A 24,803-nucleotide genomic window follows, 5' to 3' on the forward strand; every position below is an offset into this window, starting at 1 on the left:
CGCCGGCCTCACCCCGCCCGACAGCAATTGCGCCCCGCCGCCTTGGCCTGGTACAAGGCGGCGTCCGCGCGCTGCAGCAAGACCTCCACTTCCAGGCCCGGCTGCGCGCAGACATGGCCTATGCTCAGGGTCAAGGGCACCGGATGCTGCTGCCATTGCAGATTGGCGGCGGCGAGCCGCTGCCGGGCCTGTTCCGCCAAGGCGGCGGCCTTGGCCTGATCGGCGTCCGGGGCCAGCAGCAAAAACTCTTCCCCGCCCCAGCGCGAACAGAGCAAGTCCGGAAACGCCTCGCTCAGCAAGCGCGCCGCTTCCACCAGCACATAGTCGCCGCCGTCATGGCCGAAATGGTCGTTCACCAGTTTGAAATGGTCGATATCGCACAACAAGACCGCGAACGGCCGGCGCGTCTGCAGCCATTGCAGCCAGGCGGCCTCCATCTGACGCACCGCCTCGCGGCGGTTGATCAAACCGGTGAGAAAATCCGTGCGCGACAACCTGACGTTCTCGTCCATCGCGCACTTGAGGTCGTCCACGTCGCGGAAAGTGACGATGTGCCAGTTGGGCAGCAGATCGGCATGCAGTTGCGCGGTGACGATGAACCAGCGCAGGCGGCCGTCGGCGCAGCACACCCTCACCGTCATCTCCGCCAGGTTGCGGCCCAGCGCCAGGCTGTCCTTCACCGCCTGCAGCCAGCTCTGCTCCACCTCCAAGCGGTAGGCCGGATCGGGATAAGCCAGACGAAACCAGGCCTCCATGTCCGGCATCTGCTCCAGCGTGTAGCCTATCTGCTGCAGGAAAGCGCGGTTCAGATAGCGATGCACGCGCCGGCCGGGCTGGTCCAGCTTGGCGTCGGATTCCGAGATCAGGATGGGAATGGGCACGAAATCCAGGCTGCGCGACAGCACTTCCTTGCCGACATCCACCGCCTCGTCGCCAATCTTGAAAGTCATCCGCGCGCTCCCGTCCCTGCCCTTGGGTCAGCTCACTCCTGCGGCAACAGGCAATCCTGGGCCAGCAGTTTGACGAACTCGTCCGCCGGCAGCGGCCGGGCGATCAAGTAGCCTTGCACGTATTCGCAGCCTTCGCGTTGCAGGAAGTGCCATTGCTCTATCGTTTCCACCCCTTCCGCCACCACCTTCATATTCAGGTTCTTGGCCATATTGATGATGGCGCGGGCAATGGCGGTGTCGTCGGCGTCGTGCGGAATGTCACGGACGAAGGAACGGTCGATCTTCAGCTTGTCCGCCTTGAAGCGCTTCAGATAGGACAGGCTGGAATAGCCGGTGCCGAAGTCGTCGATGGACAGCTTCAGCCCCATATTCTTCATATTGTCGATGGCCTGTATGGTGGCCATCGCATCCTCCATCACCACGCTCTCGGTCACCTCGATGTCCAGCGCGTGACCGGGCAGGCCGTTGGTGGCCAGCGCCGAGGTGATCTGATCCGCCAGATCGGACTGGCGGAACTGTAAGGCGGACAGATTGATGGCCAGGGTCAGTTCCGGCAGGCCCTGGCTGCGCCAGGCGGCCAGTTGGCGCGTGGCCTCGCCTATCACCCAGTTGCCGATCTGCACGATGAAGCCGCGCTCCTCCGCCACCTCGATGAAACGCACCGGCCCCAGCACGCCCAGCGACGGATGGTTCCAGCGGATCAGCGCCTCGGCGCCTATGATGCGGCCGCTGGCCATTTCCACTTGCGGCTGATAATGCAGCACGAACTCCTCGCGCTCCAGCGCGAAACGCAGCTGGCTTTCAATCGCCAGGATTTCGCGGGCGCGGGCGTTGAGGTCGGCGGTGTAGAACTTGTAGCTGTTGCGGCCCGAGGATTTGGCGTGGTACATCGCCGCGTCGGCGTTGCGCACCAGGGTCTCGTAGTCGCGGCCGTCGTCCGGGTAGACGCTGATGCCGATGGACGGCGTGATGGTGATCACATGATTGTGCAACTCTATCGACGCGGTGAAGGCGTCGCGGATGCGCTCCGCCGCCATCGCCGCCTCGCCCGGATCGGAAATCACCGGCAGCAGCACGATGAATTCGTCGCCGCCCTGGCGCGCCAGCATCTCTCCCGGCCCCAGCACGCCCTTGATCCGGTCCGCCGCCACCTGCAGCAGGGTGTCGCCGGCGGTGTGGCCCAGCGATTCGTTGACGGTCTTGAAGCGGTCCAGGTCCAGCAGCAACAAGGCCAGCCGCTCGTTGTCGCGGCCGGCGTTGTGGATAGCCAGCTCCACCCGGTCCTGCATGTGCACGCGGTTGGGCAAGCTGGTCAGCACGTCGAAATGGGCGAGGAACTGGATGCGCTCGTCGGCCGCCTTGCGTTCGGTCAGATCGCTGAAGATGGCCACGTAATGGGTGATTTCGCCCAGGCTGTTGCGCACCGCGTTGATCGCCAGCCATTCCGGGAACACCTCGCCGTTCTTGCGGCGGTTCCACAACTCGCCCTGCCAGGAGCCGTGGTCGGCGATGGACTGCCACATCTGTTCGTAGAAGGGCTGGTCGTGGCGGCCGGAGGACAGCACGCTGGTCTTCTGGCCCAGCACCTCGTGCTGGGTGTAGCCGGTGATCTCGGTGAAAGCGCGGTTGACGCTGCGGATGCGTTTGTCCGCGTCGGTGATCATGATGCCTTCCACGGTGTTCTCGAACACCTTGGCGGCCAGTTGCACCCTCTCCTCCGCCGCGCGTTTCTCGGAGATGTCGCGCACCATGCGCCATACCGCGTTGATGCGTCCGAAGGCGTCGCGCATCGCCACGGTCTTGACGCTGACCGGCACCGGATTGCCGAAACGGTTGATATAGGTGGCCTCGAACTCGTCGCAGTAGCCGAAGCGCAATACCTTGTTGTCCAGATTGAAGCGCTCCAGCGCCTCGCTCTCCGACCCCACCAGCGTCCAGAAATTCTGTAGCTTGAGCTGATCCAGGCTGTAGCACATCAGGTTGAGGAAGGCGGGGTTGGCGTCTATCACCTGGCCATCCAGCGAGCTGATCACAATGCCGTCGAGGTTGGACCAGAACAGCTCGCGGTATTTGTTCTCGGAGCGGCGCAGCGCGTCCTCCACCTCGCGGCGGCGGGAAATGTCCGCTTCCAGCGCCAGCGTCTTGGCGCGCAACTCGTCCAGCAAGCGCTTGAGTTCCGCGCGGGTCCATTCCAGGTGTTTGCCCAGATGGCCGATCTCGTCGCGGCGCTGCCATTCGAACGGCCGGTCCAGCTTGAGTTCGGCCAGCAAGCGCGCCTGTTCGGTCAGGGCCTTCATCGGGCTGAGGAAGCGCGAGTGCAGAATGCTCATGATCAGCAGAATGGACAACACCAGCTGCGCCGCCAGAATCATCAGAATATTCTTGATCTGGTTGTTGAGCGCGATGGCGAGGTGTTCATTGTCAAACTCCAGCGTCACCTGGCCGATTTCCTCGCCGCGGTAGATCACCGGTTTTTCCACAAAGGAGACACTGCCGATGCGGCGCTCCGCGCGCACCGAAGACAGAAAGATTTGATTGGACTGGGTGTCGGTGACGCGGATGGAAACCACCCTCGCGTCTTCCATCACCGAAGCGATCAACGGGTTGCCGGCCTGGCGGCTCAGATTCCACAAGGGCTCCTGCATGCCTAGAGCGACGATGTCCAGCAGGCGTTTTTGATCGGTTTCCAACTGGGCGGTCAACGCGTCCCGTTGAATATTGAAACTCAGATAACTGATGATGGACGCGGGAATCAGCAAGCCCAGCACCACGGCGATGAGAAAGACAGCCCTGAGGGAAAGGCCGGTACTGGCTGTGGATTTATCGTCAGCGTGGTGTGCCATGTTTGCGTTTATTATCGCTCGCCATTAGCCGCAGGCAATTGAGCCCATGCGTCAGTTGTTCATATTTTCAAAAGTATACACCGGATAATCGCGGCAAAATGCTGGAATATTCACTAGTCATCGCCTTGTCAAGCCCGGATCCGGCAAGCCTTGCGCCGGCCTGCTTCGCCGCCGCTTCCCGCGCTCCGTCATTGCCTTGCATTTAGCCTCGGCCTACAATCCACGTCACTTCAAAATCGCGCCAGGATTGCCCCATGTCCCAGTCCCGTTATGACAAAATTATCACCGCCCGCTGGATCATTACCGTCGAGGAAGACGGCGAAATCCTGGAAAACCACGCCATTGCTCTGAAGGATGGCAGGATTGCCGCGATTATTCCAGCCGACCAAGCCGGCGCGCTGGAGGCGGATCAACGCGTGGAATTGCCCAACCACGTGCTAATGCCGGGCCTGATCAATCTGCACGGCCACTCCGCGATGACGCTCTTGCGCGGCCTCGCCGACGACAAGGCGCTGATGGACTGGCTGACCAATCATATCTGGCCGGCCGAGGGCAAACACGTGCGCGACGATTTCGTGTTCGACGGCGCGCTGCTGGCGATGGGGGAGATGATCCGCGGCGGCACCACCACCATCAACGACATGTATTTCTATCACGGCGCGATGGCCCGCGCCGGCCTGGCCTCCGGCATGCGCACTTTTGTCGGCTGTTCCATCCTGGAGTTCCCCACCAATTACGCCAGCAACGCCGACGACTACATCAGCAAGTCCCTGGCCGAGCGCCGCCAGTTCCTGGGCGAAGAACTGATCACCTTCACCCTGGCGCCGCACGCGCCCTACACGGTGTCGGACGACACTTTCGCCAAGGTTGTGACGCTGGCGGAACAGGAAGACATGCTGATCCACTGCCATATCCACGAAACCGCGGACGAGGTCAGCAACAGCGTCAAGGAGCGGCACCAGCGCCCGCTGGCCCGCCTGCAACAGCTGGGCCTGCTGTCGCCGCGCCTGATCGCCGCCCACATGGTGCATCTGAACGACGAGGAAATCGAACTGGCGGCCAAGCACGGCGTGTCGGTGGCGCACAATCCCTCGTCCAATATGAAGCTGGCTTCCGGCATCGCCCCCATTCCCAAGATGCTGCAGGCCGGCATCGCGGTGGGCATAGGCACCGACGGCGCCGCCTCCAACAACAAACTGGACATGCTGGCGGAAACCCGGCTGGCGGCGCTGCTGGCCAAAGTGGGCACGCTGGACCCCACCTCGGTGCCCGCCGCCGCCGCCATCCGCATGGCTACGCTCAACGGCGCGCGCGCGCTGGGCATCGCCGACAAAGTCGGCTCGATCAAGACCGGCAAGCAGGCCGACCTGATCGCCATCGACCTGTCCGCCATCGAAACCGCGCCGGCCTTCGACCCGATCTCCCACGTGGTCTACGCGGCCGGCCGCGAACAAGTCAGCCATGTCTGGGTCAAAGGTCAGGCCCTATTGGAACAACGCCAACTCAAAACTCTGGACGAAGCCGCGCTCAAGGCGCGCGCGGAAGATTGGCGTCATCGCATTCTGGCGAAATAATCATGATTAATGTAGACGAAACCGAAATCGACAAATTCAGCCAGCTGGCGCACAAATGGTGGGATATGAGCGGCGAATTCAAGCCGCTGCATGAAATCAATCCGCTGCGTCTGGGCTTCATCGACGCGCGCGCGGCCATCGCCGGCAAGCAAGTGCTGGACGTGGGCTGCGGCGGCGGCATCCTGGCGGAAAGCATGGCCGCGCGCGGCGCCGGCGTCACCGGCATCGACCTGGCAAAGAAATCGCTAAAAGTGGCTCAGCTGCACAGCCTGGAGTCCGGCGTGGCGGTGGATTACCGCTGCGTGGCGGTGGAAGAACTGGCGGAGGAAGCGCCGGCCAGCTTCGACGTGGTCACCTGCATGGAAATGCTGGAACACGTGCCGGACCCGCAAAGCGTGGTGCGCAGCTGCGCCAGCCTGGTCAAACCCGGCGGCTGGGTGTTTTTCTCCACGCTCAACCGCAACGCCAAATCCTATCTGCTGGCGGTGATCGGCGCCGAATACGTGCTGAACATGCTGCCGCGCGGCACCCATGAATACGCGCGCTTCCTCAAGCCTTCGGAATTATCGCGCATGGCCCGCAACGCCGGTCTGGAGCTGGATGTCGTCCGCGGCATGAGTTACAACCCGCTGACGCGCATCTACGCGCTGGGCGACGACACCGCCGTCAATTATCTGATGGCCTGCCGTCGTCCCGAATAAGCGGCAAGAAAAAAGGCCTTCGCCATGGGCGAAGGCCTGAATCACACTCCCGGTTCCACACCGGACACAACCCGCTAAAGTTCGCAAACGCCGCGCCGGCTTCGACGCCCTCGCGGGACGGCCCGCTTGCGGCGGCGTTCGGCTTGCGCCGCTCGTCGCCTGCGAGGCTGCTGTTCCCGCTCGGGCCGGCCGCCGGCCGGGTCCGCAAGACGGCGGAAATGCCTCTCCGTCGCCTCTCGCCTATTTTGATAGCCCCTCTCGTGTCAGCCATTTCAAACAAGCGTTTTAATCGTATGATTGATATGATGAATGCGCAAGTAAAACCTTCGCAACGCTTGTCTAGTGCGGCAAGTTGACAACAGTCGACGCCAAAACCGCTGATAATGTTTTGATAACAACAATCTGTCGGACAAACTACTGCCAGACAAACGTTGCAGTTTGATTGCCGGCGCATATCAAACATAGGAAAATAATAATATTCTATTCCGGAGAGCAAGATGACGTTCAAAGCGAACGACTCACTGACCGAACAAATTGCCCAATACCTGGGCAAACAAATCATACAAGGCACGATGCAAGCCGGAGAGCGCATCCAGGAATTGCGCATTGCGTCGGAACTGGAAGTCAGCCGCGGGTCCGTACGCGAAGCTTTATTGATTTTGCAACGCCGCCATCTGGTGGAGATTTTCCCGCGTCGCGGCGCGGTGGTGTCCAGCATCACCGGTCAGGATGTGCGCCATTTCTTCGAACTGTGGTTCCTGCTGCTGGATCAAGCGGTCTGTAACCTCGCCACCTCCTGGCAAAACGACGACCTGGCCCACTTCTTCGAAGTCACCACCCAGTTGGCCGAATGCAACCGCAAAGACGATTTGCACGGCTTTTACGACCACGGCGTCGATTTTCTCGACACCCTGTACCGCTACGCCGGCAACCGCTATCTGGAACACACGCTGAAGGACTTGCTGCCGCTGACTCAGCGCTGCCTGTTCGCCATTCTGCGCGCCGGCAAGAGCCAGATGGACCAGACCCAGCTCTTCCTGGAAAACCTGCTCAAGACCATCATCGCCCGCGACACCGCCAGATTGCGCCAGATGGTGGCCGAGTTCGGCCAGCAATACAGCCAACTGGCGCAAAGCGCCGCCGAATCGCTAGCCGGACGCCATTGAGGCCCACCGCCCGGCCAAAGCCCGGGCGGCGTCCAGCACCAGCTCCTTCCCCGCATCCCTGCGCTTGCCGGCGCGCCAGGCCATGGTGACCTCCCACTGCCAGGCCGGCAGGTCGGCAATGCTCAGCCGTCGCAAAACCCCGTCGGCCAGATCGGACTGAATCGACAGCTCCGGCATGAAACACAAAAAGCCGTGACGCAAGGCCAACTCCCTGGCCGCCGACGCCGGCTGGATCGCATGGATGGGCTGGGCCACGGTGCGCGCCAGCCGCAGCCGGCGTATCAACTCATCGCACTCCACGCCCCAGTACTGGGGCGCAATCCGGTAGGACGCCACCTCCTCCAAACTCAGCGGCTGCTCCCGCTCCGCCAAGGGATGCCCGGCCGCCGCCACCGCCACGATGGGAGAGCGCCACAGCGTTTCCATCTGAATGCCCGCCATCGCCGGACACCGCAGCACAAAGCCGACCTGCACCAGGCCGGACAACAGGTTCTGCATGATCAGCGGCGAGTGATCGGTGTCGCAGCGGATTTCCAGCGGCGCCTCGGCCAGGTCCAGCAATAAAGGGCCGAAAACCGCCGAAGTCAGCGACGGCAGACAAGACAGCCGCAGGCAGGGCAAGGCCGGCGTGCCCTGCAGGATCTCCCTCCCCTGCTCCAAGGCCGACACCGCCTGCTGCGCCGATGGCAAAAAGGCCAGGCAGGCCGCTGTGGGTTCCGCGCCACGACGGTGGCGATGAAACAGGCAAGTCCCCAGCTCCTGCTCCAGCAATTGCACTCGCTGACTGACCTGGGGCTGCGACCAGCCGCGCTTGGCGGCAGCCTGGCTGAAACTGCCCAGCTCGGCGATATCCAGCAATAGGCGCAAATCGGAGAGCGCGATAGACATAAGAAAATCCAATATTAACTATTACGGATTAGTCAGTTTCAGAATATCAGGAGCCTTCATAGAATGACATGAAAATAAGGAGATTTCATGGCGCTGCTAAAGCGGGCCCGGACCTTGGGCAAAGGCTTCATCCTGCTGGACAACCTGATCGTGGTATTTGGTTTCTTCATGGTCTTTCCGCTGATCAGCCTGCATTTCGTCGATCAACTGGGCTGGACCGCGGCCGCGGTGGGCTTTGGGCTGGGTTTGCGCCAGTTCACCCAGCAAGGACTGGGCTTGTTCGGCGGCTCCCTGGCCGACCGTTTCGGCGCCAAACCGCTGATCGTGGCCGGCATGCTGCTGCGAGCCGCCGGCTTTGCCGCCATGGCGCTGGCGAACGCGCCGTGGCAGCTCTGGCTGTCCTGCCTGCTCTCCGGCCTGGGCGGCACGCTGTTCGATCCGCCGCGCTCCGCGCTGGTGGCCAAATTGACGCGGCCGCGCGAACGCAACCGCTTCTATTCGCTGCTGATGATGCAGGACAGCGCCGGCGCGGTGGGCGGCGCCTTGTTCGGCTCCTGGCTGCTGCAATTCGACTTCCGCTGGGTATGCCTGGGCGGCGCCATCGCGTTTTTGGCGGCGGCGGCGGCAAACGCCTGCCTGCTGCCGAACTACCGCGTCGCCGCCCGGCGGGCGCCCGCGCTGGCCTCCATCCGCATCGTGCTGAACGATCATCGTTTCCTGAAGCTGGTGCTCACGCTCAGCGGTTATTACCTGCTCAGCGTGCAGATCATGCTGTTGCTGCCCATCGCCATCAAGCAATTGACCGGCACCGCCCAGGCCGTGGGCTGGATGTACGGCCTGGAAACCGCCTTGTCGCTGAGCCTGCTCTATCCTTTGGCGCGGCTGGGCGAACGCCATTTCCGCCTGGAAACCCGGGTACTGGCCGGCATCGCGTTGATGAGCCTCAGCCTGGCCTGCATGGCCGTGGCGCGGCAGCCGCTGACCGCCTTCCTCATCCTGGCCGCCTTCTTTCTCGGCACCCTCATCACCGAACCGGCGCGGGAAACCCTGGTGGCCAGCCTGGCCCGTCCGGAAGCCAGAGCCAGCTATATGGGCGCCAGCCGGCTGGGCCTGGCCCTGGGCGGCGGCGGCGGCTTTCTCGCCGGCGGCTGGCTCTACGACTTTGCCCAAAGCCGGCATCAAGCCGGCCTGCCCTGGCTGCTGCTGGCCGCCGCGGGCGCGCTCACCTTCATTGCGCTGGCGCGCCAGTTTGGCCCCGCCGCGCCGCGGACGCTCAAACAAGCGGCCTGACAACAACAAAAGCCCGCCGGATGGCGGGCTTTTCATCAATCAGCTGGGCTGTTTGCCTTGCGACAAACAGACAGTAAAACCGGTGTTACGCGTTCTGAATATTGGACGCTTGCTTGCCCTTCGGACCGGACACCACTTCAAAGCTTACACGTTGCCCTTCTTTCAGGGTTTTGAAGCCTTGCATGTTGATGGCCGAGAAGTGAGCGAACAAATCCTCGCCGCCTTCATCCGGAGTAATGAAGCCAAAGCCTTTAGCGTCATTGAACCACTTAACGGTACCTAATGCCATTCTTACTTCCTTGCAAAAAAAGGCTGGTGAAGCCGACCAACTTAGAGCTTAATAAGAGTTGTCTGGCTTGCCTAGCGCAAAAAAATGCCAAACAGTTAAGCCAAGCACCAGCTGCATTTCTACGCAACCCGCCGCTCATCGTCAAGTCGTAGAGGAAAAGTGCCAGTCCCCTTGAAAAAAACTCTCGGGGAACCCAAATTGAAGTAAGACGCAGATTCCACGAAAGCCGACATGTCTACGCAGTTCAAGGACGATGCCATACAAGAGGCGTCCCGGGTTAGGGAAAACCCACCCCCGATGTATAAGGTCTTGTTATTGAACGATGATTTTACCCCGATGGATTTTGTGATCCAGGTCCTCCAGCAGTTCTTCTACATGAACCGCGAAAAGGCCACTCACATCATGCTGCAAGTCCACACGCAAGGTCACGGCGTGTGTGGCGTTTATACCAAAGACGTGGCTGCAACAAAGGTCGAGCAGGTGTTGCAATATGCGAAAGCGCACCAGCATCCGCTCCAGTGCGTTATGGAGGAAAACTGATGATTGCCCAGGAGCTTGAAGTAAGCCTGCACATGGCGTTCATGGACGCAAGGCGCAAGCGCCACGAGTTCATCAGCGTGGAGCATCTGTTACTCGCGATGACCGACAACCCGTCGGCCGCCGAAGTACTGCGCGCATGTGGAGCCAACATCGACCAGCTGAAAAAACAGCTGGGCGATTTCATCGATGAGCACACCCCCACCGTGCCCGGGGAGGCGGAGGTGGAAACTCAACCCACTCTCGGCTTCCAGCGCGTGATACAGCGCGCGATCCTGCACGTGCAGTCTTCCGGCAAAAAAGAGGTGACCGGGGCTAACATCCTGGTGGCCATCTTCGGCGAGAAGGACTCCCACGCGGTGTACTATCTGCACCAGCAAGGCATTTCGCGGCTGGACGTGGTGAATTTCATTTCTCACGGAATCACCAAGCAGCGCTCGCAGCAGCAGCCGCAGGAGCCACGCGACAGCAGCGGCGAAGCGGAGAGCGAGGAGCAGGCCACCGGTCCGGGCGGCGCGCTGGAAAACTACACGCTGAACCTCAACCAGCAGGCGCGCGACGGCAGGATAGATCCGCTGATCGGCCGCGAGTCCGAGCTGGAGCGCACCGTGCAGATTCTGTGCCGTCGCCGCAAGAACAACCCCTTGCTGGTGGGCGAGGCCGGCGTGGGCAAGACCGCCATCGCCGAAGGCCTGGCGCGCCGCATCGTCAACGGCGAAGTGCCGGAGATTCTGGGCAAGTCCACCGTCTACGCGCTGGACATGGGGGCGCTGCTGGCCGGCACCAAATACCGCGGCGATTTCGAACAGCGGCTGAAGGCGGTGATCAAGCAATTGACCGAGGACAGTAACGCCATTCTGTTCATCGACGAGATTCACACGCTGATCGGCGCCGGGGCGGCCTCGGGCGGCACGCTGGACGCGTCCAACCTGCTGAAGCCGGCCTTGTCCAACGGCAGCCTGCGCTGTATCGGGGCGACCACCTACAACGAATACCGCAGCATCTTCGAGAAGGACAACGCGCTGTCGCGCCGTTTCCAGAAGATCGACGTCAACGAGCCGACGGTGGAGCAGACCGTGGAAATCCTCAAGGGGCTGAAATCCCGCTTCGAGGCCCATCACGGCGTCAAGTACACCCAGTCCGCGCTGTCCACCGCGGCGGAGTTGTCGGCGCGCTTCATCAACGACCGCCATCTGCCGGACAAGGCCATCGACGTGATCGACGAGGCCGGCGCCGCGCAGAAGATTCTGCCCAAGTCCAAGCAGAAGAAGGTCATCAACAAGACCGAGATCGAGGACATCGTCGCCAAGATCGCGCGCATTCCGCCCAAGACCGTGTCGTCCGACGACAAGAACGTGCTGAAGAACCTGGAGCGCGATCTGAAAAACGTGGTCTTTGGTCAGGAAAAAGCCATCGAAGGGCTGGCCAGCGCCATCAAGATGACGCGTTCCGGCCTGGGCAATCCACAAAAGCCGATCGGTTCCTTCCTGTTCTCCGGTCCCACCGGCGTCGGCAAGACCGAAGTGGCGCGGCAGCTGGCCTATATCCTGGGCGTGGAGCTGATCCGCTTCGACATGTCCGAGTACATGGAGCGCCATGCGGTGTCTCGGCTGATCGGCGCGCCTCCGGGCTATGTCGGCTTCGAACAAGGCGGCCAGTTGACCGAGGCGGTCAACAAGCATCCGTACGCGGTGGTCTTGCTGGATGAGATCGAAAAAGCGCATCCGGACATCTACAACGTGCTGTTGCAGGTGATGGACCACGGCACCCTGACCGACAACAACGGCCGCAAGGCGGACTTCCGCAACGTGGTGATCATCATGACCACCAACGCGGGCGCGGAGTCCCTGTCCAAGCCGACGCTGGGCTTCACCCAGACCAAGGCGGCCGGCGACGAGATGGGCGACATCAAGAAACAGTTCAGTCCGGAATTCCGCAACCGCCTGGACGCCATCATCCCGTTCAAGATGCTGGACGAGCAGATCATCCTGCAAGTGGTGGACAAGTTCCTGATGCAGCTGGAGCAGCAGTTGGCGGAGAAGCGGGTGGACATCCACTTCACCGACGAGCTGCGGCGCTACCTGGCGAAGAACGGCTTCGACCCGCTGATGGGCGCCCGCCCGATGGCGCGTCTGATCCAGGACACGCTGCGCAAGGCGCTGGCCGACGAGTTGCTGTTCGGCCGTCTGGTCACCGGCGGCGAAGTCACCGTCACCGTGGTGGACGACAAGGTGGAGCTGCAGTTCGACCACCAGGCCTTAGCGCCCGAACCGGCCTGATCTTGATACGGCAATACGCAACGCCCGCTGACGCGGGCGTTTTTCTTTTCATCTCAACCGCGAGGATGATGTTTGGCGTGCAGCTGTTTCAAGCGCTCGCGCGCCACATGGGTATAGATCTGCGTGGTGGAAATGTCAGAATGCCCCAGCAGCAGCTGCACCACGCGCAAATCCGCGCCGTGGTTGACCAGATGGGTGGCAAAGGCGTGACGCAACACGTGCGGGCTCACCGCCGGCAAGCCCTGGCGCTTGGCGTACTGCGAGATCAGATGCCAGGCCATCTGCCGCGTCATGCCCGCCTTGCGCTGGGTCACGAACACCGTGTCGCAGACCGCGCCCGCCAGCAAAACCGGCCTCGCCTCGGCCAGATAACGCTGCAGCCACTCCTGGGCCAGCTCGCCCAAGGGCACCAGTCTCTCCTTATTGCCCTTGCCCATGGTCTTGACCAGGCCGTCCAGCAAGTTCACTTGTTGCAGAGTCAAGCCCACCAGCTCCGACACGCGCAAGCCGCTGGCGTAAAGCAGCTCCAGCATCGCGCGGTCGCGCAGGCCCAGCGGCGTGCCCACGTCCGGCGCTTCCAGCAAGGCTTCCACATGCCGCTCGGACAGGGATTTGGGCAAGCGCGGCCCCTGTTTGGGCGCGCGCAAGCGCGCGCAAGGGTCGTCGCCGCGCAAACCCGCCTGCGCCAGATATTGATAAAAGCGCTTCATCGCCGACACCATCCGCGCCCGGGTCGCCGGCTTCTCTCGGTCCACGCCCAGCAAGAGCGCCTGCTCCAGGTGCTCAGAAGCGGCCTCCGTCAGGCTGACGCCCTCGTCTCCCAGTCTCGCGGCCAGCTTGCCCAGATCGCGCCGATACGCGGCCAGGGTGTTCTTGGACAGGCCGTCGCTCAACCATAACTGGTCCAGAAACGCGTCGATGACCTCCTCGGCCGCCTTCATTGCTTCGCTGCTCGCATCCATTATTGTCGTCGTCCGCCGATATGCGCGTCAGGCCGCCGCCCGCGCGAAACATCCATACTGAATAATCCTCAGTCTTTGTCCGCCTCGCGGGCAAAACATTCCCCTGCTCCCCTTCAAGGCGAGCCCGGGCCTCGCGCAATGACCTCGACTCGCGCCTCAACAGACGCAAAGCGGCGCCTTGCGCGCGTCCCTCCGCTCAACAACCGAACTCATGCGCCAGCAGCCACTGCTTGATGTCCACGGTTTCCCGGCCCAAGGAGCGATTGAAGCCACCCAGGCTGTTGCGGGCCACCACACGGTGGCAAGGCACGATGATGGGCACCGGATTGCGCCCGCAGGCATTGCCCACCGCCCGCGCCGACGAGCCCAGCGCCGTGGCGATATCCTGATAGCGCGCCATCTGCCCGCAGGGAATCCGTTCTATCTCGCGCCAGACGCGCTGCTGGTGCTCGCTGCCCCGCAAACGATAAGGCAGGCTGAAGCCAAAGCGCGGATCGACGAAATAAGCGCGCAGCTGTTCCGCCACCTCCTGCTCCAGACTGCGCGGCTCCGGCGGCCTGAGGGCTTGCCGCTCGGCCAGGAATTCCAGATTCACCAGCGCGCCGTCGAGACATACCATGCCCAGCTGCCCGAACGGCGCGTCGATCACCGCGCTGTATTCCATGTGTCCGCCTCCGGATAATAAAAAAGCGCAAGGCATCGCCTTGCGCTTTGAACTGTCATCAAGCCTAAGCCTGACTCGACAAGGCTTAGCCTTGCTTGCGAGCCGGCAGTTTTTCCTTGATGCGTGCGGATTTGCCGGTACGGCCGCGCAGGTAGTACAGCTTGGCGCGACGCACGTCACCACGGCGCTTCACTTCAACGGAAGCCACCAGCGGGGAGTAGGTTTGGAAAGTACGCTCTACGCCTTCGCCGGCGGACATCTTGCGCACGGTGAAAGCGCTGTTCAGGCCAGCGTTTTTCTTGGCGATAACCACGCCTTCGTAAGCCTGCAGACGTTCGCGGTTGCCTTCCTTAACCTTCACCTGAACGACGATGGTGTCGCCCGGGGCGAATTCCGGCAGGGTTTTGCCCAGGCGGGCGATTTCTTCTTGCTCGAGTTTCTGGATCAGATCCATGATTCACTCCTGGTTTTTCTGGAGATCTTGTTCCTGCTGGTACTCCGCCAGCAGCCGAGATTCCTGTTTTGTCAAAATACGGCCTTGCAGCAAATCCGGGCGACGTTGCATCGTCCTGCCCAGAGCCTGTTTCAGCCGCCATTTAGCGATCAGCGCATGATTACCGGACAACAGCACGTCCGGCACCCGCATGCCCTGATAGTCTTCGGGTCGGGTATAGTGCGGACAATCAAGAAGCCCGTCCACAAATGAATCTTCGTAAGCCGACTGCGCGTCGTTCAGGACGCCGGGCAGCAAACGCACCACCGCGTCCATCAGCACCATGGCCGGCAGCTCGCCGCCGGACAGCACGTAGTCGCCGATGGAAATCTCCTCGTCGACCTCGCGCTGGATCAACCTCTCGTCCACGCCCTCGTAGCGGCCGCACAGCAGGATCAGGCCCGCTCTTTGCGACAGCTCCGCCGCCTTCGCATGCGTCAGCGGACGGCCTTGCGGCGAAAGATAAATCACATGGCTGCGCTCGGCTCCGGCTTGCGCCTGCCTCGCCCTGGCCGCCGCGATGGACTGCGCCAGGGGCTCGATCTGCATCACCATGCCGGGGCCGCCGCCATAAGGCCGGTCGTCTACCCGGCGGTAGTTGTCATGCGTGAAATCACGAGGATTCCAGGCCTGAAAACCCCAAATGCCCAAATCAAGCGCCCGCTGGCTAACGCCAAAGCGGGCAATGGAATCGAACATCTCCGGAAACAGCGTTACCGCGTCGATCTGCATCAGTAGTCCAGACCCCAGTCCACCTGGATCTTGCCTGCGGCAAGCTGAACTTCCAGCACATACTGATCCACGAAGGGAATCATGCGCTGGCCGTCCGCGCCTTGCACCACCAACACATCGTGCGCGCCGGTTTCCATCAATTCGCTGACTTTGCCCAGCACTTCGCCTTGCTGATTGACGACTTCCAGACCAATCAGATCGGTCCAGTAGTATTCGCCTTCCTCGGCGGCCGGCAACTCTTCGCGCGGCACGGCGATTTGCATGCCGCGCAGGGCTTCGGCCGCGTCGCGGTCTTCCACGCCCTCCAGCTTGGCGGCAAGCGCCTTGGGCTGGAGAGCGCCGTTTTCAAATGTGTACGGCTTCCAGTCGTTCTCCTTGCCCAGCCACCAGACCGGGTAGTCGAACAGACCGTCAGCGTATTCGGTGTCGGCCTGGACTTTCACCCAGCCCTTGACACCAAAGGCGCCACGCACAAACCCCATCACTACGAGATCTTCGTTGCGCATGCGCCTAGTCCGTCAGTTGATGTGTCAACGAACGCTTAGGCAGCGGCCTTCTGCTCTTTCAGCAGCTTGGCAACGGCGTCGGAAACTTGAGCGCCAACGCCAACCCAGTGGTTCAGGCGGTCCATGGTGAAACGAACGCGCTCTTGCTTCTCGTTGGCAACCGGGTTGTAGAAGCCAACGCGCTCGATGAAGCGACCGTCACGACGGTTACGGGAATCGGTCACCACGATGTTGTAGAACGGACGGTTCTTGGCGCCGCCACGTGCCAGACGAATCACTACCATTGTCGATTGTCCTTGAATAAAAACGGTATGAGAAAAGCCCACGATTTTAGGTCAGTTTTCCCTTATCTTGCAAGCGCTTAATGCAAGACGCCTGTCAAGCCCGCCGTTACAAGCTCTTGGACACCATGGTCAGGGCCCGGTCTTCCGGGTGCGGCTCCACGGAAAAGCCCAGCTTGTGCATCAGTTTCAACATGCCCTTATTGCCGGCCAACACCTCGCCGCGCATCACTTTCAGGCCCTGCTCCCGCGCCGCGTCGAACAAGGCGCTCATCAGAAGATAGCCTATGCCCTTGCCTTGCCAGCGGTCGGCCACCTCCAGCGCGAACTCGCAGCCCTCATTGTCCGGATCGGTGATGAAACGCGCCACCGCCAGCATTTCCTCGCCGTCTTTTTGTTCGCGCGTCATCGCCAGCGCCATCTCGCGGTCGTAATCCAGCTGGGTGAATCGCACCAACATGCTTTGCGACAATTGCTTGATGCTGGACAGGTAGCGGTTGTAGCGGCTCTCCTCGGACAGATTGCGCACGAACTCCTGTTGCATATCCGCATCTTCCGGACGCACCGGCCGCACCATCACATTGGTGCCGTCCTTCAATTTGGCGCACACCACCATATGGCTGGGATAAGGCATGATGGCCATATGGGCGTAGCGCTTCAAATCCGGCCGCCGCGGCCGGACGATGATGCGGGCGTCCAGCGCGATCACGCCCTGCTCGTCGGCCACCAGCGGATTGATGTCCATCTCGCGCAGCTCGGGCAGCTCGCACACCATTTCCGACACATGCAGCAACACATCCTCCAGCTCGTCCTGATCCACCGCCGGCAGGTTCTTGAACGCGCCCAGCAATTGGCCGATGCGGGTATGCCGGATCATGCTGGCCACCAGATAGCCGTTGAGCGGCGGCAGGGATAGCGCGCGGTCGTGCATCACCTCCACCGCGATGCCCCCGGCGCCGAAAGTGATCACCGGCCCGAAGGCTTCGTCGTGGGTAACGCCCACCATCACTTCGCGGGCGAAGCGGCGCTTGCGCATGGGCTGCACCGACACCCCGTCGATGCGCGCCTCCGGCCGCGCCTGGCGCGTGCGGCCGATGATGGCGTCGAACGCCTCGCGCAGCGTCGCCTCATTGCTGATGTTCAGCTCCACGCCGCCAACGTCCGACTTATAAATGATGTCCGGCGAATCGATCTTCAGCACCACCGGATAGCCGATCTTATCGGCCTGCTTGACCGCCTCGTTGGCGGTGCGCGCCAGCCGGGTGGGATTGACCGGAATCTGGAAGGCGGCCAGCACTTCCTTGGATTCGCGCTCGGACAAAATGTCGCGGCCGTCCTTCAACGCCGAGGCGATCACCTTGCGCGCCTTGGCCACGTCCGGGTCGGCGCGCTTGCCCTCCAGCGGCCCCGGCGTCTGCAACAGCAACTGCTGGTTGCGCTGATAAGCCGCCAGATTGCGGAACACTTCGATGCCGTACTCCGGCGCGCGGAAGTGAGCGCACTTGGCTTTGGAAAACAGTTCGCGGCTTTCCGACACCTTGGCGTCGCCCAGCCAGGACAGGAACAACGGCTTGGCGGATTCGCGCTGCAAGCCGATCATCAACTGCGCCGTGGTCAGGTGGTCGGTGCCGGCCTGCGGGGTGAACACCACCATCACGCCATCCACATTAGGGTCGTCCAGACAGGCCTTCACCGCGGTGCGAAAACGCGAGGGACTGGCGTCGCCTATGATGTCCAGCGGGTTGCCGTGCGACCAATTGCGCGGCAAGACCCCATTGAGCAGTTCCACGGTGGAATCGGACAGCTTGGCCAGCTCCACCCGGTTGGAATAGGCGCTGTCGGCGGCCAGCACGCCGGGGCCGATGCCGTTGGTGACGATGGCCAGCCGCTTGCCGCCCACCCGGTAGTTGGCCGCCAGCACCTTGGCCGCCGTGAACAGCTGGGCGATGGTGTCGACCCGCAGCACGCCGGCGCGCGCCAGCGCGGCGTCGAACACATCGCCGCTCTCCACCAGATTGCTGGAATGTGTGACCCCGGTCACCGCGTCCTCATAGCGGCCGGACTTGATCACCACCACCGGCTTGGTGCGCGCCGCGGCGCGCAGCGCCGACATGAAGCGGCGCGCGTCGTGAATGTGGTGGACATGCAACAAAATGCCCTGGGTGAAGTTGTCCGCCACCAGGTAATCCAGAATTTCGCCGAAGCCGACGTCCAGCGCGTTGCCCACGGAAATCACGCTGGAAAAACCGATGCCCTTGCTGTCCGCCCAATCCAGCATCGCCGTGCACAGCGCCGACGACTGCGACACCAGCGCCAGATTGCCCGGCCTCACCTTGCTGGTGTAGTTGCTGGCGTTGAAGCCGGCCACCGGCCGCATCAGGCCCAGCACGTTCGGCCCCAGGATGCGGATGCCGAAATGGCGGCTGATGGACAGCGTCTCGTTGATGATCTCCCGCTCCAGCTGCTCGCTGTCGGCGAACTCCTTGGCCAGCAGCACCGCCTTGATGCCCTTCTTGCCGCAGTCCTTCATGATCGCCGGCAGGGTGCGGGTGGCGGTCACCACCACCGCCAGATCCACGGGCTCGCTGATCTGACGCACCGAAGCCACCGCGGGCACCCCGGCCACCACCTTGTGGTTGAGGTTGACCGGAAACAGCTTGCCCTGGAAGTTGCCCGCCAGCAGATTGGCGAACACCGCCTGCCCGATCGAGCCCGGCGTGTCGCTGGCGCCGATCACGGCGACGCTGCGCGGCGAAAACAACGGTGTCAGGTAATGCGGCCTCATTGATGCTTATCCTCGGAAATAATGGTAACCGGCACGGTTTTCCCCGCCGGCGGCGGCAACGGCCACTCCGGCTGCAAAGTCACATGATCGATGCCGTACTCGCGCGACAGCATGCGCTGGCAAGCCGCCAGAATGCGCGGCCAATCCTGCGGCGCGGCCACCTGCAAATGCGCGGACAAGGCCACGCGGTCCGCGGCCATGGTCCAGACGTGCAGATCGTGCACCGATCTCACCCCGGCGATGCCGCCCAGGGCGCGGCCGATGCGGTTGAAATCCAGCTCCGCCGGCACCTCCTCCATCAACACCGCCAGCGACTTGCGCAGCAGCCGCCAGGTAGACGACAGAATCAGACAGGCCACCAGCATGGACAAGATCGGATCCGCCGGCGTCCAGCCGGTCCAGTACACGATGGCCCCGGAAGCGATCGCCGCCAGCGAGCCCAGCAAATCCCCCATCACGTGCAGCAGCGCCGCCTTGCTGTTAAGGCTGTGCGCGCCGCGGCTCAGAATCCACACGGCCAGCACATTCACCAGCAGGCCGGCCACGGCGATACCCATCACCCCCAGGCCGTTGACCGCGTGCGGCTCCAGCAAGCGCCGCACCGCCTCCACCGCGATGAAGACGATGACGCCGAACATGAACAGGCTGTTCAGAAACGCGCCTATCACCTCCGCGCGGCCATGGCCGAAAGAATGCGACTCGTCCGCCGGACGGCGGCCGATATGCGCCACCCACAAGGCCAGCAACAGCGAAATGGAATCGGTCAGCATATGGCCGGCGTCCGACAACAAGGCCAGCGATCCCGTCGCCCAGCCGCCCACCGCCTCCACGCAGGCGAAGCCTATCGTCAGCAGCGCCACCCAGCGCAAGGCGCGCATGCTGGCGGCGCGCGCCGCCGCGCCCGTCACCCCGCCGTGGGGATGGCGATGCGGGTGATTGTAATCGTGCTCGTCGTCATGCTCACCGCCCGCCGAGCCATCATCATGCAGACTGAACCTTGACGTCATCTTGACCTCCGGCAAGCCGAATCCATCGCGCCCCGCTTCGCCGCAAGGGCCTAACAAGAATGGACTGGCGCGGACACTACAATATTGTTAATCTTTGCTGTTTAGCAATAGCTCTTTACTGCACCGCACAAAGTCGCCACGCGCCCCTTGCTCCAACAAGGCCGGATGGCGGCGGGAGTCGATCCATCATGACGAAACGCGTCGTCACGCTTGCCCATTACTATACCCAGCCTGAAATCCAGAAAATGGCCGACAAGGTTGGCGACAGCCTGGAACTTTCTTTGTACGCCAAGGAAGCCAATGCCGACATCATCGTTTTTGCCGGCGTGCGCTTCATGGCGGAAACCGCGAAAATCCTCAATCCCCAGGCGGAAGTGATTCTGCCCGACGCCGGTTCCACCTGTTCGCTGGTGACACAGACCGACGTCGCCGCGCTGGCCAAATGGCGCAAGCAGCACCCGGACCACGTGCACGTTTCCTACATCAACTCCAGCGCCGAGCACAAAGCGCTGTCCGACTGGATCGTCACCAGCCGCAATGTGGACGACATCATTGCCCACCTGTACGCCGAAGGCAAAAAAGTGATCTTCTCGCCGGACCGCAATATGGGCGGCTACCTCAACTATCAGTACGGCTACGACATGCCGCTGTGGTCGGCTGTGTGCGAGGTGCACGACAAATTCAACGAAGCGGCGCTGGACGAGGCCTTCGCGGTCGCCGGCGCGGAGAAATACCTGATCGCCCATCCGGAAAGCCCGCTGCCGGTGCTGAAGAAGGCCGATTACGTCGGTTCCACCTCCGGCATGCTCAACTGGGTCAAGCAATTCTCCGGCAGCCCGGACGCGGTGATCTTCGTCGCCACCGAAGACGGCATCCTCTACAACATGGGACTGGCCCGTCCGGATCTGGACCTGCGTCAGGCGCCGATCTACGCCGGCTGCCAATGCAACTCCTGTCCGTACATGAAGATGAACACCATAGAAGCGGTCAAGCGCGCTCAGCAGGGCGTGGGCTTGCGCATCGACTACCTCAGCCGGGAACAGATGGACGCGGCGCGGCTGCCGATCGAGCGCATGCTGGAATTCAGCCAGCGTTACTACGCCTGAGCCGCTTTCCCCAACCCGCCCACCGGCGGGTTTTGTTTGTCCGTCTTCCACGCCGGACTTTTCCGCGTCATCGTTGGAGCGATACAATCAGCCGGGCCACCTTTGCCGGCAAGAACAATAGAAAGACAGCATGAAGTTTCTCATCAGCAACGACGACGGTTATTTCGCTCCGGGACTGGCCATGCTGGCGCAAACCCTGTCCCGCTACGGCGAAGTCGTCGTTGTCGCGCCGGAGCGGGACCGCAGCGGCGCCAGCAACTCCCTGACCCTGGATCGCCCCTTGACCGTGCGCAAGGCCGCCAACGGCTTTCACTACGTCAACGGCACCCCCACCGACTGCGTGCACCTAGCCGTGACCGGCATGCTGGACTTCAAACCGGACATGGTGTTCAGCGGCATCAACCACGGCCCCAATATGGGCGACGACACCCTGTACTCCGGCACCGTGGCCGCCGCCACCGAAGGCTTCATGCTGGGCATTCCCTCCATCGCGGTGTCGCTGGCCGGCTATAGCGGCCAGCACTTCGCCAGCGCCGGCCTGGTCGTCGATCAACTGGTGGAACGCTGCAAGCGCACCCCCTTCCGCGAGCCGGTGCTGCTCAACGTCAACGTGCCCGACATCGCTCCGGAAGCGCTGGGCCAATTGACCGTCACCCGCCTGGGCCGCCGCCACTGCGCGCAGCCGGTGATCAAGTCTCAGAATCCTCGCGGCGAGACGATATACTGGGTAGGACCGGTCGGCAATGTGCAGGACGCCGGCGCGGGCACGGACTTCGGCGCGCTGGCCAACAACGATATTTCAGTGACGCCGCTGATGCTGGATTTAACCGCCTATGGCCAACTAGACGGAATCAAAACATGGCTACACCACAGCTGACGCCGGGCCAGCCGGCCTACGGCATGCTTTCCGACCGCACCCGACGCCGCATGGTCGAGCGCCTGCGCCAGAACGGCGTGGCCGACGAACGCGTGCTGACCGCGATGTCGGACGTGCCGCGTCACCTGTTTGTAGACCAGGCGCTGGCCACCCGCGCCTACGACGACGTGTCGCTGCCCATAGGCCACGGCCAGACCATCTCTCAGCCTTTCACCGTGGCGCGGATGACGGAAATCCTGTTGAATGGCAAGAAACCGGGCAAAGTATTGGAGATAGGCACCGGCTGCGGCTATCAGACCGCAGTGCTGCTGAAGACCGGCGCCGAGGTCTACTCCATTGAACGCTTGGGCGTCATTCTTGACAAAGCCAGACGCAATTTGCGCGCCGCCAAGCTGGTGCACGCCCGCCTGGTCCACGGCGACGGCCATTTCGGCCTGGCCGAGGCCGCGCCCTTCGACGGCATCATCATGACCGCCGCCGCGCGCAACATCCCCCAGGCCCTGGTCGAACAACTCAACGACGGCGGCCGCATGATCATGCCGATAGGCGAAGAGGAACAGTACTTGTGGCTGATAGAGAAAACCGCGCAAGGCCTGCAGAAAAGCCGGCTGGACCCGGTGAAATTCGTACCCTTGCTTGCCGGACGCAGTTAAAACTGCAAAAACACAACAGTTTCTTTGTCCGACAATTTATCAAATCACTTAAACAGACTATAAAAAACAAAAGTATGCTAAAAATGCATTGCAGCTATGCATATATATTCACGGCTTCGATCGGCATCGCCCTGAGCGGATGCAGCAGCATCGCCCAGCAACCGGCCCCCGTGGAAAGCGCAACGCCGGCCGTCGCGCGCAGCGCGCCACCTTCGGCGCCCGTCGCGACAGGCGGCAACAGTGCGGCGGTGACGACGCCGTACCAGGATAACGGAGGAGTGTCCGCCGCGCCGATAGGCTCCGCCTCGGCGGCGGGCGCAACAACAAAAGAAAAGACCCATGTGGTTCAGCCGGGGGAAAACCTGTTCCGCATCTCTCTGAACAACGGCCTGAAATACAAGGACGTCGCGGCCTGGAACAACCTGCCGGACAACAACATCAAAGTAGGACAAGTACTGCGCTTGACCCCGCCCGGCGGCGATGCCCCTCCGGCGGCCAACGCCGGCCAGCCGACGGCCGGCGCCGCGCCGGTTCAGCCCAGCGCGCCGGTGGAAAGCGCAACTGTCCAAGCAGGCGGTGTCAAGGCCTACCCCAAAGCCCTGAAACTGCCATACAGCGCAGAAGCAGCAAAAACCCTGTCCGCCCAGAGCGAGGGAGGACCGGGCAACAACAAGAACGCTCAAGCCCCGATCAGCGCCGCCGGCTCGCCGGCGACGGCAAGCGCTCCGGCCAAGACCGAAGCGCCGGCGGCAACGCCGTCCAGCAAGCCCGAGGCCAGCAAGCCCGCGGCGAAAACGGACGAAGACGCGGTGCCGTGGCTGTGGCCGACCGAAGGCAAGATGATCCGGGGATATTCCGATAGCAGCAAGGGCATAGACATCAGCGGCCGCAGCGGCCAGCCGGTGTTGGCGGCGGGAGACGGCAAAGTGGTGTACAGCGGCACCGGCCTGCGTGGCTACGGCAAGCTGATCATCATCAAGCACAATAAATCCTTCCTGTCGGCCTACGCCCACAATAGCCAGTTGCTCGTAAAGGAGGGCCAGTCTGTCAAGCGAGGGCAGAAGATTGCCGAAATGGGCAATTCCGACGCCGACCAAGTGAAACTGCACTTTGAAATCCGCCGCCTCGGCAAGCCGGTGGATCCGATGCAGTACCTTGACCATAAGTCCTGACGGGCGGCCGGGGCCCCCGTCCAGGATCAGAAAGAGACGGGGGTAGAACATGAGTAGCGAACTCGACATTCTCGAAGAGCAAGAAATTCTCGACGAGGAAAGCAATGAGGAAGCCGTTGCCGAAGTGGAGGCAGAGGAAGTCGGCGAAGCGCAGCCGGTATACGAAGAAGTTGCCGACGTCACCCAAATCTACCTCAACGATATCGGCAACAACGCCCTGTTGACGCCGCAGGAAGAACTGGCTCTGGCCCGCCGCGTGGTGGCCGGAGAGTTCGAAGCGCGGCAGAAGATGATCGAACACAATCTGCGGCTGGTGGTGAACATCGCCAAGCATTACATCAACCGCGGCCTGGCGCTGTTGGATCTGATCGAGGAAGGCAATATCGGTCTGATGCACGCGCTGGAGAAGTTCGACCCCGAGCGCGGCTTCCGCTTCTCCACCTATGCCACCTGGTGGATACGCCAGAGCATAGAGCGCGCCATCATGAACCAATCTCGCACCATCCGCCTGCCGGTGCACGTGATCAAGGAGCTCAACGTTTATCTGCGCGCTTCGCGCCACTTGGAAAGCCAGATCGGCCGCGAGCCGACGCTGGACGAAATCGCCCACCTGGTGGGCAAGCCGGTGGACGATGTGCGCAAGGTGATGAACCTCAACGAGCGCATGGCCTCGCTGGACGCGCCGTTGGACATCGATCCGATGCTGTCTATCGGCGAGTCCATCCCGGACGAGCAGCACGACGAGCCGGAAATCCAGTTGCACAACAGCCAGCTGGAGCACTTCGTCCATGAATGGCTGGGCCAGTTGAACGAGAAGCAGAAACTGGTGATCGAACGCCGTTACGGTCTGAACGGCTACGAGATCTGCACGCTGGAGGAATTGGCCGCCGCGCTGAGCCTGACCCGCGAACGCGTGCGCCAGATCCAGATCGAAGGCCTGGAACAGCTGCGCCGCATTCTGCGCCGCAAGGGCATCTCCAAGGACTTCCTGCTGTAGCGCGCGCCAGCGTCGACCGCAGCCAGCAGCCCCCGGCCCCCCGGGGGCTTC

Annotated in this window: 23 protein-coding genes; 11 read left to right on the forward strand and 12 right to left on the reverse strand. The window is 62.3% G+C overall.

Annotated features, from left to right (window positions below):
- Window positions 1-8 precede the first annotated feature (8 nt).
- Both HQN78_RS13920 and HQN78_RS13925 read right to left on the reverse strand, forming a co-directional pair.
- On the reverse strand, window positions 9-950 hold the full coding sequence (locus HQN78_RS13920) for a sensor domain-containing diguanylate cyclase (protein ID WP_227106930.1): 942 nt from the start codon (window positions 948-950) through the stop codon (window positions 9-11).
- 32 nt (window positions 951-982) lie between these two features.
- A complete protein-coding gene (locus tag HQN78_RS13925; RefSeq protein WP_235084358.1) occupies window positions 983-3,793 on the reverse strand; it encodes a bifunctional diguanylate cyclase/phosphodiesterase in 2,811 nt (936 codons plus the stop codon).
- A 254-nt stretch (window positions 3,794-4,047) separates the two neighbouring features.
- On the opposite strand from HQN78_RS13925, the gene HQN78_RS13930 reads away from it, so the two are divergent.
- From HQN78_RS13930 to HQN78_RS13940, 3 genes are all read left to right on the forward strand, one after another.
- Window positions 4,048-5,367, forward strand: coding sequence for a TRZ/ATZ family hydrolase (locus HQN78_RS13930; RefSeq protein WP_107798157.1), 1,320 nt, complete (start codon window positions 4,048-4,050; stop codon window positions 5,365-5,367).
- Between the two features lie 2 nt (window positions 5,368-5,369).
- Entirely contained in the window at window positions 5,370-6,068 is a 699-nt protein-coding gene (gene ubiG / locus HQN78_RS13935; protein WP_235084360.1) for a bifunctional 2-polyprenyl-6-hydroxyphenol methylase/3-demethylubiquinol 3-O-methyltransferase UbiG, read from the forward strand.
- 497 nt (window positions 6,069-6,565) lie between these two features.
- Window positions 6,566-7,234 carry a GntR family transcriptional regulator gene (locus HQN78_RS13940; RefSeq protein ID WP_107798155.1) on the forward strand — a complete coding sequence of 223 codons (669 nt, stop codon included), beginning with the start codon at window positions 6,566-6,568 and terminating at the stop codon, window positions 7,232-7,234.
- Here HQN78_RS13940 and HQN78_RS13945 read toward each other — a convergent pair.
- A complete protein-coding gene (locus tag HQN78_RS13945) occupies window positions 7,217-8,122 on the reverse strand; it encodes a LysR family transcriptional regulator (protein ID WP_107798154.1) in 906 nt (301 codons plus the stop codon). The genes HQN78_RS13940 and HQN78_RS13945 overlap by 18 nt on opposite strands.
- An 87-nt stretch (window positions 8,123-8,209) precedes the next feature.
- On the opposite strand from HQN78_RS13945, the gene mdtH reads away from it, so the two are divergent.
- A complete protein-coding gene (gene mdtH / locus HQN78_RS13950; protein WP_235084363.1) occupies window positions 8,210-9,412 on the forward strand; it encodes a multidrug efflux MFS transporter MdtH in 1,203 nt (400 codons plus the stop codon).
- An 85-nt stretch (window positions 9,413-9,497) separates the two neighbouring features.
- Here the strand turns inward: mdtH and HQN78_RS13955 are convergent, their stop codons facing one another.
- Window positions 9,498-9,701 (reverse strand): cold-shock protein, encoded by a 204-nt coding sequence (locus HQN78_RS13955; RefSeq protein WP_019101271.1) that lies wholly within the window; start codon window positions 9,699-9,701, stop codon window positions 9,498-9,500.
- A gap of 231 nt (window positions 9,702-9,932) precedes the next feature.
- On the opposite strand from HQN78_RS13955, the gene clpS reads away from it, so the two are divergent.
- Window positions 9,933-10,241, forward strand: a complete 309-nt coding sequence (gene clpS / locus HQN78_RS13960; RefSeq protein ID WP_019101854.1) for an ATP-dependent Clp protease adapter ClpS — start codon at window positions 9,933-9,935, stop codon at window positions 10,239-10,241.
- On the forward strand, window positions 10,241-12,517 hold the full coding sequence (gene clpA, locus HQN78_RS13965) for an ATP-dependent Clp protease ATP-binding subunit ClpA (protein WP_227106924.1): 2,277 nt from the start codon (window positions 10,241-10,243) through the stop codon (window positions 12,515-12,517). Before clpS ends, clpA begins: the two co-directional genes overlap by 1 nt.
- A gap of 53 nt (window positions 12,518-12,570) precedes the next feature.
- Here clpA and xerD read toward each other — a convergent pair whose 3' ends face one another.
- The 8 genes from xerD to HQN78_RS14005 all read right to left on the reverse strand — a co-directional run bounded on the left by xerD (window position 12,571) and on the right by HQN78_RS14005 (window position 19,947).
- On the reverse strand, window positions 12,571-13,479 hold the full coding sequence (gene xerD / locus HQN78_RS13970) for a site-specific tyrosine recombinase XerD (RefSeq protein ID WP_370646544.1): 909 nt from the start codon (window positions 13,477-13,479) through the stop codon (window positions 12,571-12,573).
- A gap of 196 nt (window positions 13,480-13,675) precedes the next feature.
- Window positions 13,676-14,143, reverse strand: a complete 468-nt coding sequence (locus HQN78_RS13975) for a methylated-DNA--[protein]-cysteine S-methyltransferase (RefSeq protein ID WP_107798150.1) — start codon at window positions 14,141-14,143, stop codon at window positions 13,676-13,678.
- An 85-nt stretch (window positions 14,144-14,228) separates the two neighbouring features.
- Entirely contained in the window at window positions 14,229-14,597 is a 369-nt protein-coding gene (gene rplS, locus HQN78_RS13980) for a 50S ribosomal protein L19 (protein ID WP_019102875.1), read from the reverse strand.
- Between the two features lie 3 nt (window positions 14,598-14,600).
- Window positions 14,601-15,368 carry a tRNA (guanosine(37)-N1)-methyltransferase TrmD gene (trmD, locus tag HQN78_RS13985; protein WP_048415670.1) on the reverse strand — a complete coding sequence of 256 codons (768 nt, stop codon included), beginning with the start codon at window positions 15,366-15,368 and terminating at the stop codon, window positions 14,601-14,603.
- The gene (gene rimM / locus HQN78_RS13990; RefSeq protein ID WP_227106922.1) at window positions 15,368-15,874 is read right to left on the reverse strand and encodes a ribosome maturation factor RimM; all 507 of its coding nucleotides are present in this window, start codon (window positions 15,872-15,874) and stop codon (window positions 15,368-15,370) included. The genes trmD and rimM overlap by 1 nt, the downstream gene beginning before the upstream one ends.
- A 35-nt stretch (window positions 15,875-15,909) precedes the next feature.
- Window positions 15,910-16,158 (reverse strand): 30S ribosomal protein S16, encoded by a 249-nt coding sequence (rpsP, locus tag HQN78_RS13995; RefSeq protein ID WP_019102878.1) that lies wholly within the window; start codon window positions 16,156-16,158, stop codon window positions 15,910-15,912.
- A 106-nt stretch (window positions 16,159-16,264) separates the two neighbouring features.
- Window positions 16,265-18,940 carry a bifunctional acetate--CoA ligase family protein/GNAT family N-acetyltransferase gene (locus tag HQN78_RS14000; RefSeq protein ID WP_107798148.1) on the reverse strand — a complete coding sequence of 892 codons (2,676 nt, stop codon included), beginning with the start codon at window positions 18,938-18,940 and terminating at the stop codon, window positions 16,265-16,267.
- The gene (locus HQN78_RS14005) at window positions 18,937-19,947 is read right to left on the reverse strand and encodes a cation diffusion facilitator family transporter (RefSeq protein WP_227106919.1); all 1,011 of its coding nucleotides are present in this window, start codon (window positions 19,945-19,947) and stop codon (window positions 18,937-18,939) included. Before HQN78_RS14005 ends, HQN78_RS14000 begins: the two co-directional genes overlap by 4 nt.
- A 188-nt stretch (window positions 19,948-20,135) precedes the next feature.
- Between HQN78_RS14005 and nadA the strand changes: the two genes are divergently transcribed.
- The 5 genes from nadA to rpoS all read left to right on the forward strand — a co-directional run bounded on the left by nadA (window position 20,136) and on the right by rpoS (window position 24,752).
- The gene (nadA, locus tag HQN78_RS14010; RefSeq protein ID WP_107798147.1) at window positions 20,136-21,053 is read left to right on the forward strand and encodes a quinolinate synthase NadA; all 918 of its coding nucleotides are present in this window, start codon (window positions 20,136-20,138) and stop codon (window positions 21,051-21,053) included.
- Between the two features lie 130 nt (window positions 21,054-21,183).
- Window positions 21,184-21,930, forward strand: a complete 747-nt coding sequence (gene surE, locus HQN78_RS14015) for a 5'/3'-nucleotidase SurE (protein WP_235084364.1) — start codon at window positions 21,184-21,186, stop codon at window positions 21,928-21,930.
- Window positions 21,912-22,583, forward strand: a complete 672-nt coding sequence (locus tag HQN78_RS14020; protein WP_019102883.1) for a protein-L-isoaspartate(D-aspartate) O-methyltransferase — start codon at window positions 21,912-21,914, stop codon at window positions 22,581-22,583. Before surE ends, HQN78_RS14020 begins: the two co-directional genes overlap by 19 nt.
- Window positions 22,496-23,755: a peptidoglycan DD-metalloendopeptidase family protein gene (locus tag HQN78_RS14025; protein WP_235084366.1), complete on the forward strand. Its 1,260-nt coding sequence runs from the start codon at window positions 22,496-22,498 to the stop codon at window positions 23,753-23,755. The genes HQN78_RS14020 and HQN78_RS14025 overlap by 88 nt, the downstream gene beginning before the upstream one ends.
- Before the next feature lie 49 nt (window positions 23,756-23,804).
- Window positions 23,805-24,752, forward strand: a complete 948-nt coding sequence (rpoS, locus tag HQN78_RS14030) for an RNA polymerase sigma factor RpoS (RefSeq protein WP_019102885.1) — start codon at window positions 23,805-23,807, stop codon at window positions 24,750-24,752.
- The last annotated feature ends 51 nt before the right edge of the window (window positions 24,753-24,803 follow it).

The sequence above is a fragment of the Chromobacterium sp. Beijing genome, from assembly GCF_021496765.1.
GTDB lineage: Bacteria > Pseudomonadota > Gammaproteobacteria > Burkholderiales > Chromobacteriaceae > Chromobacterium.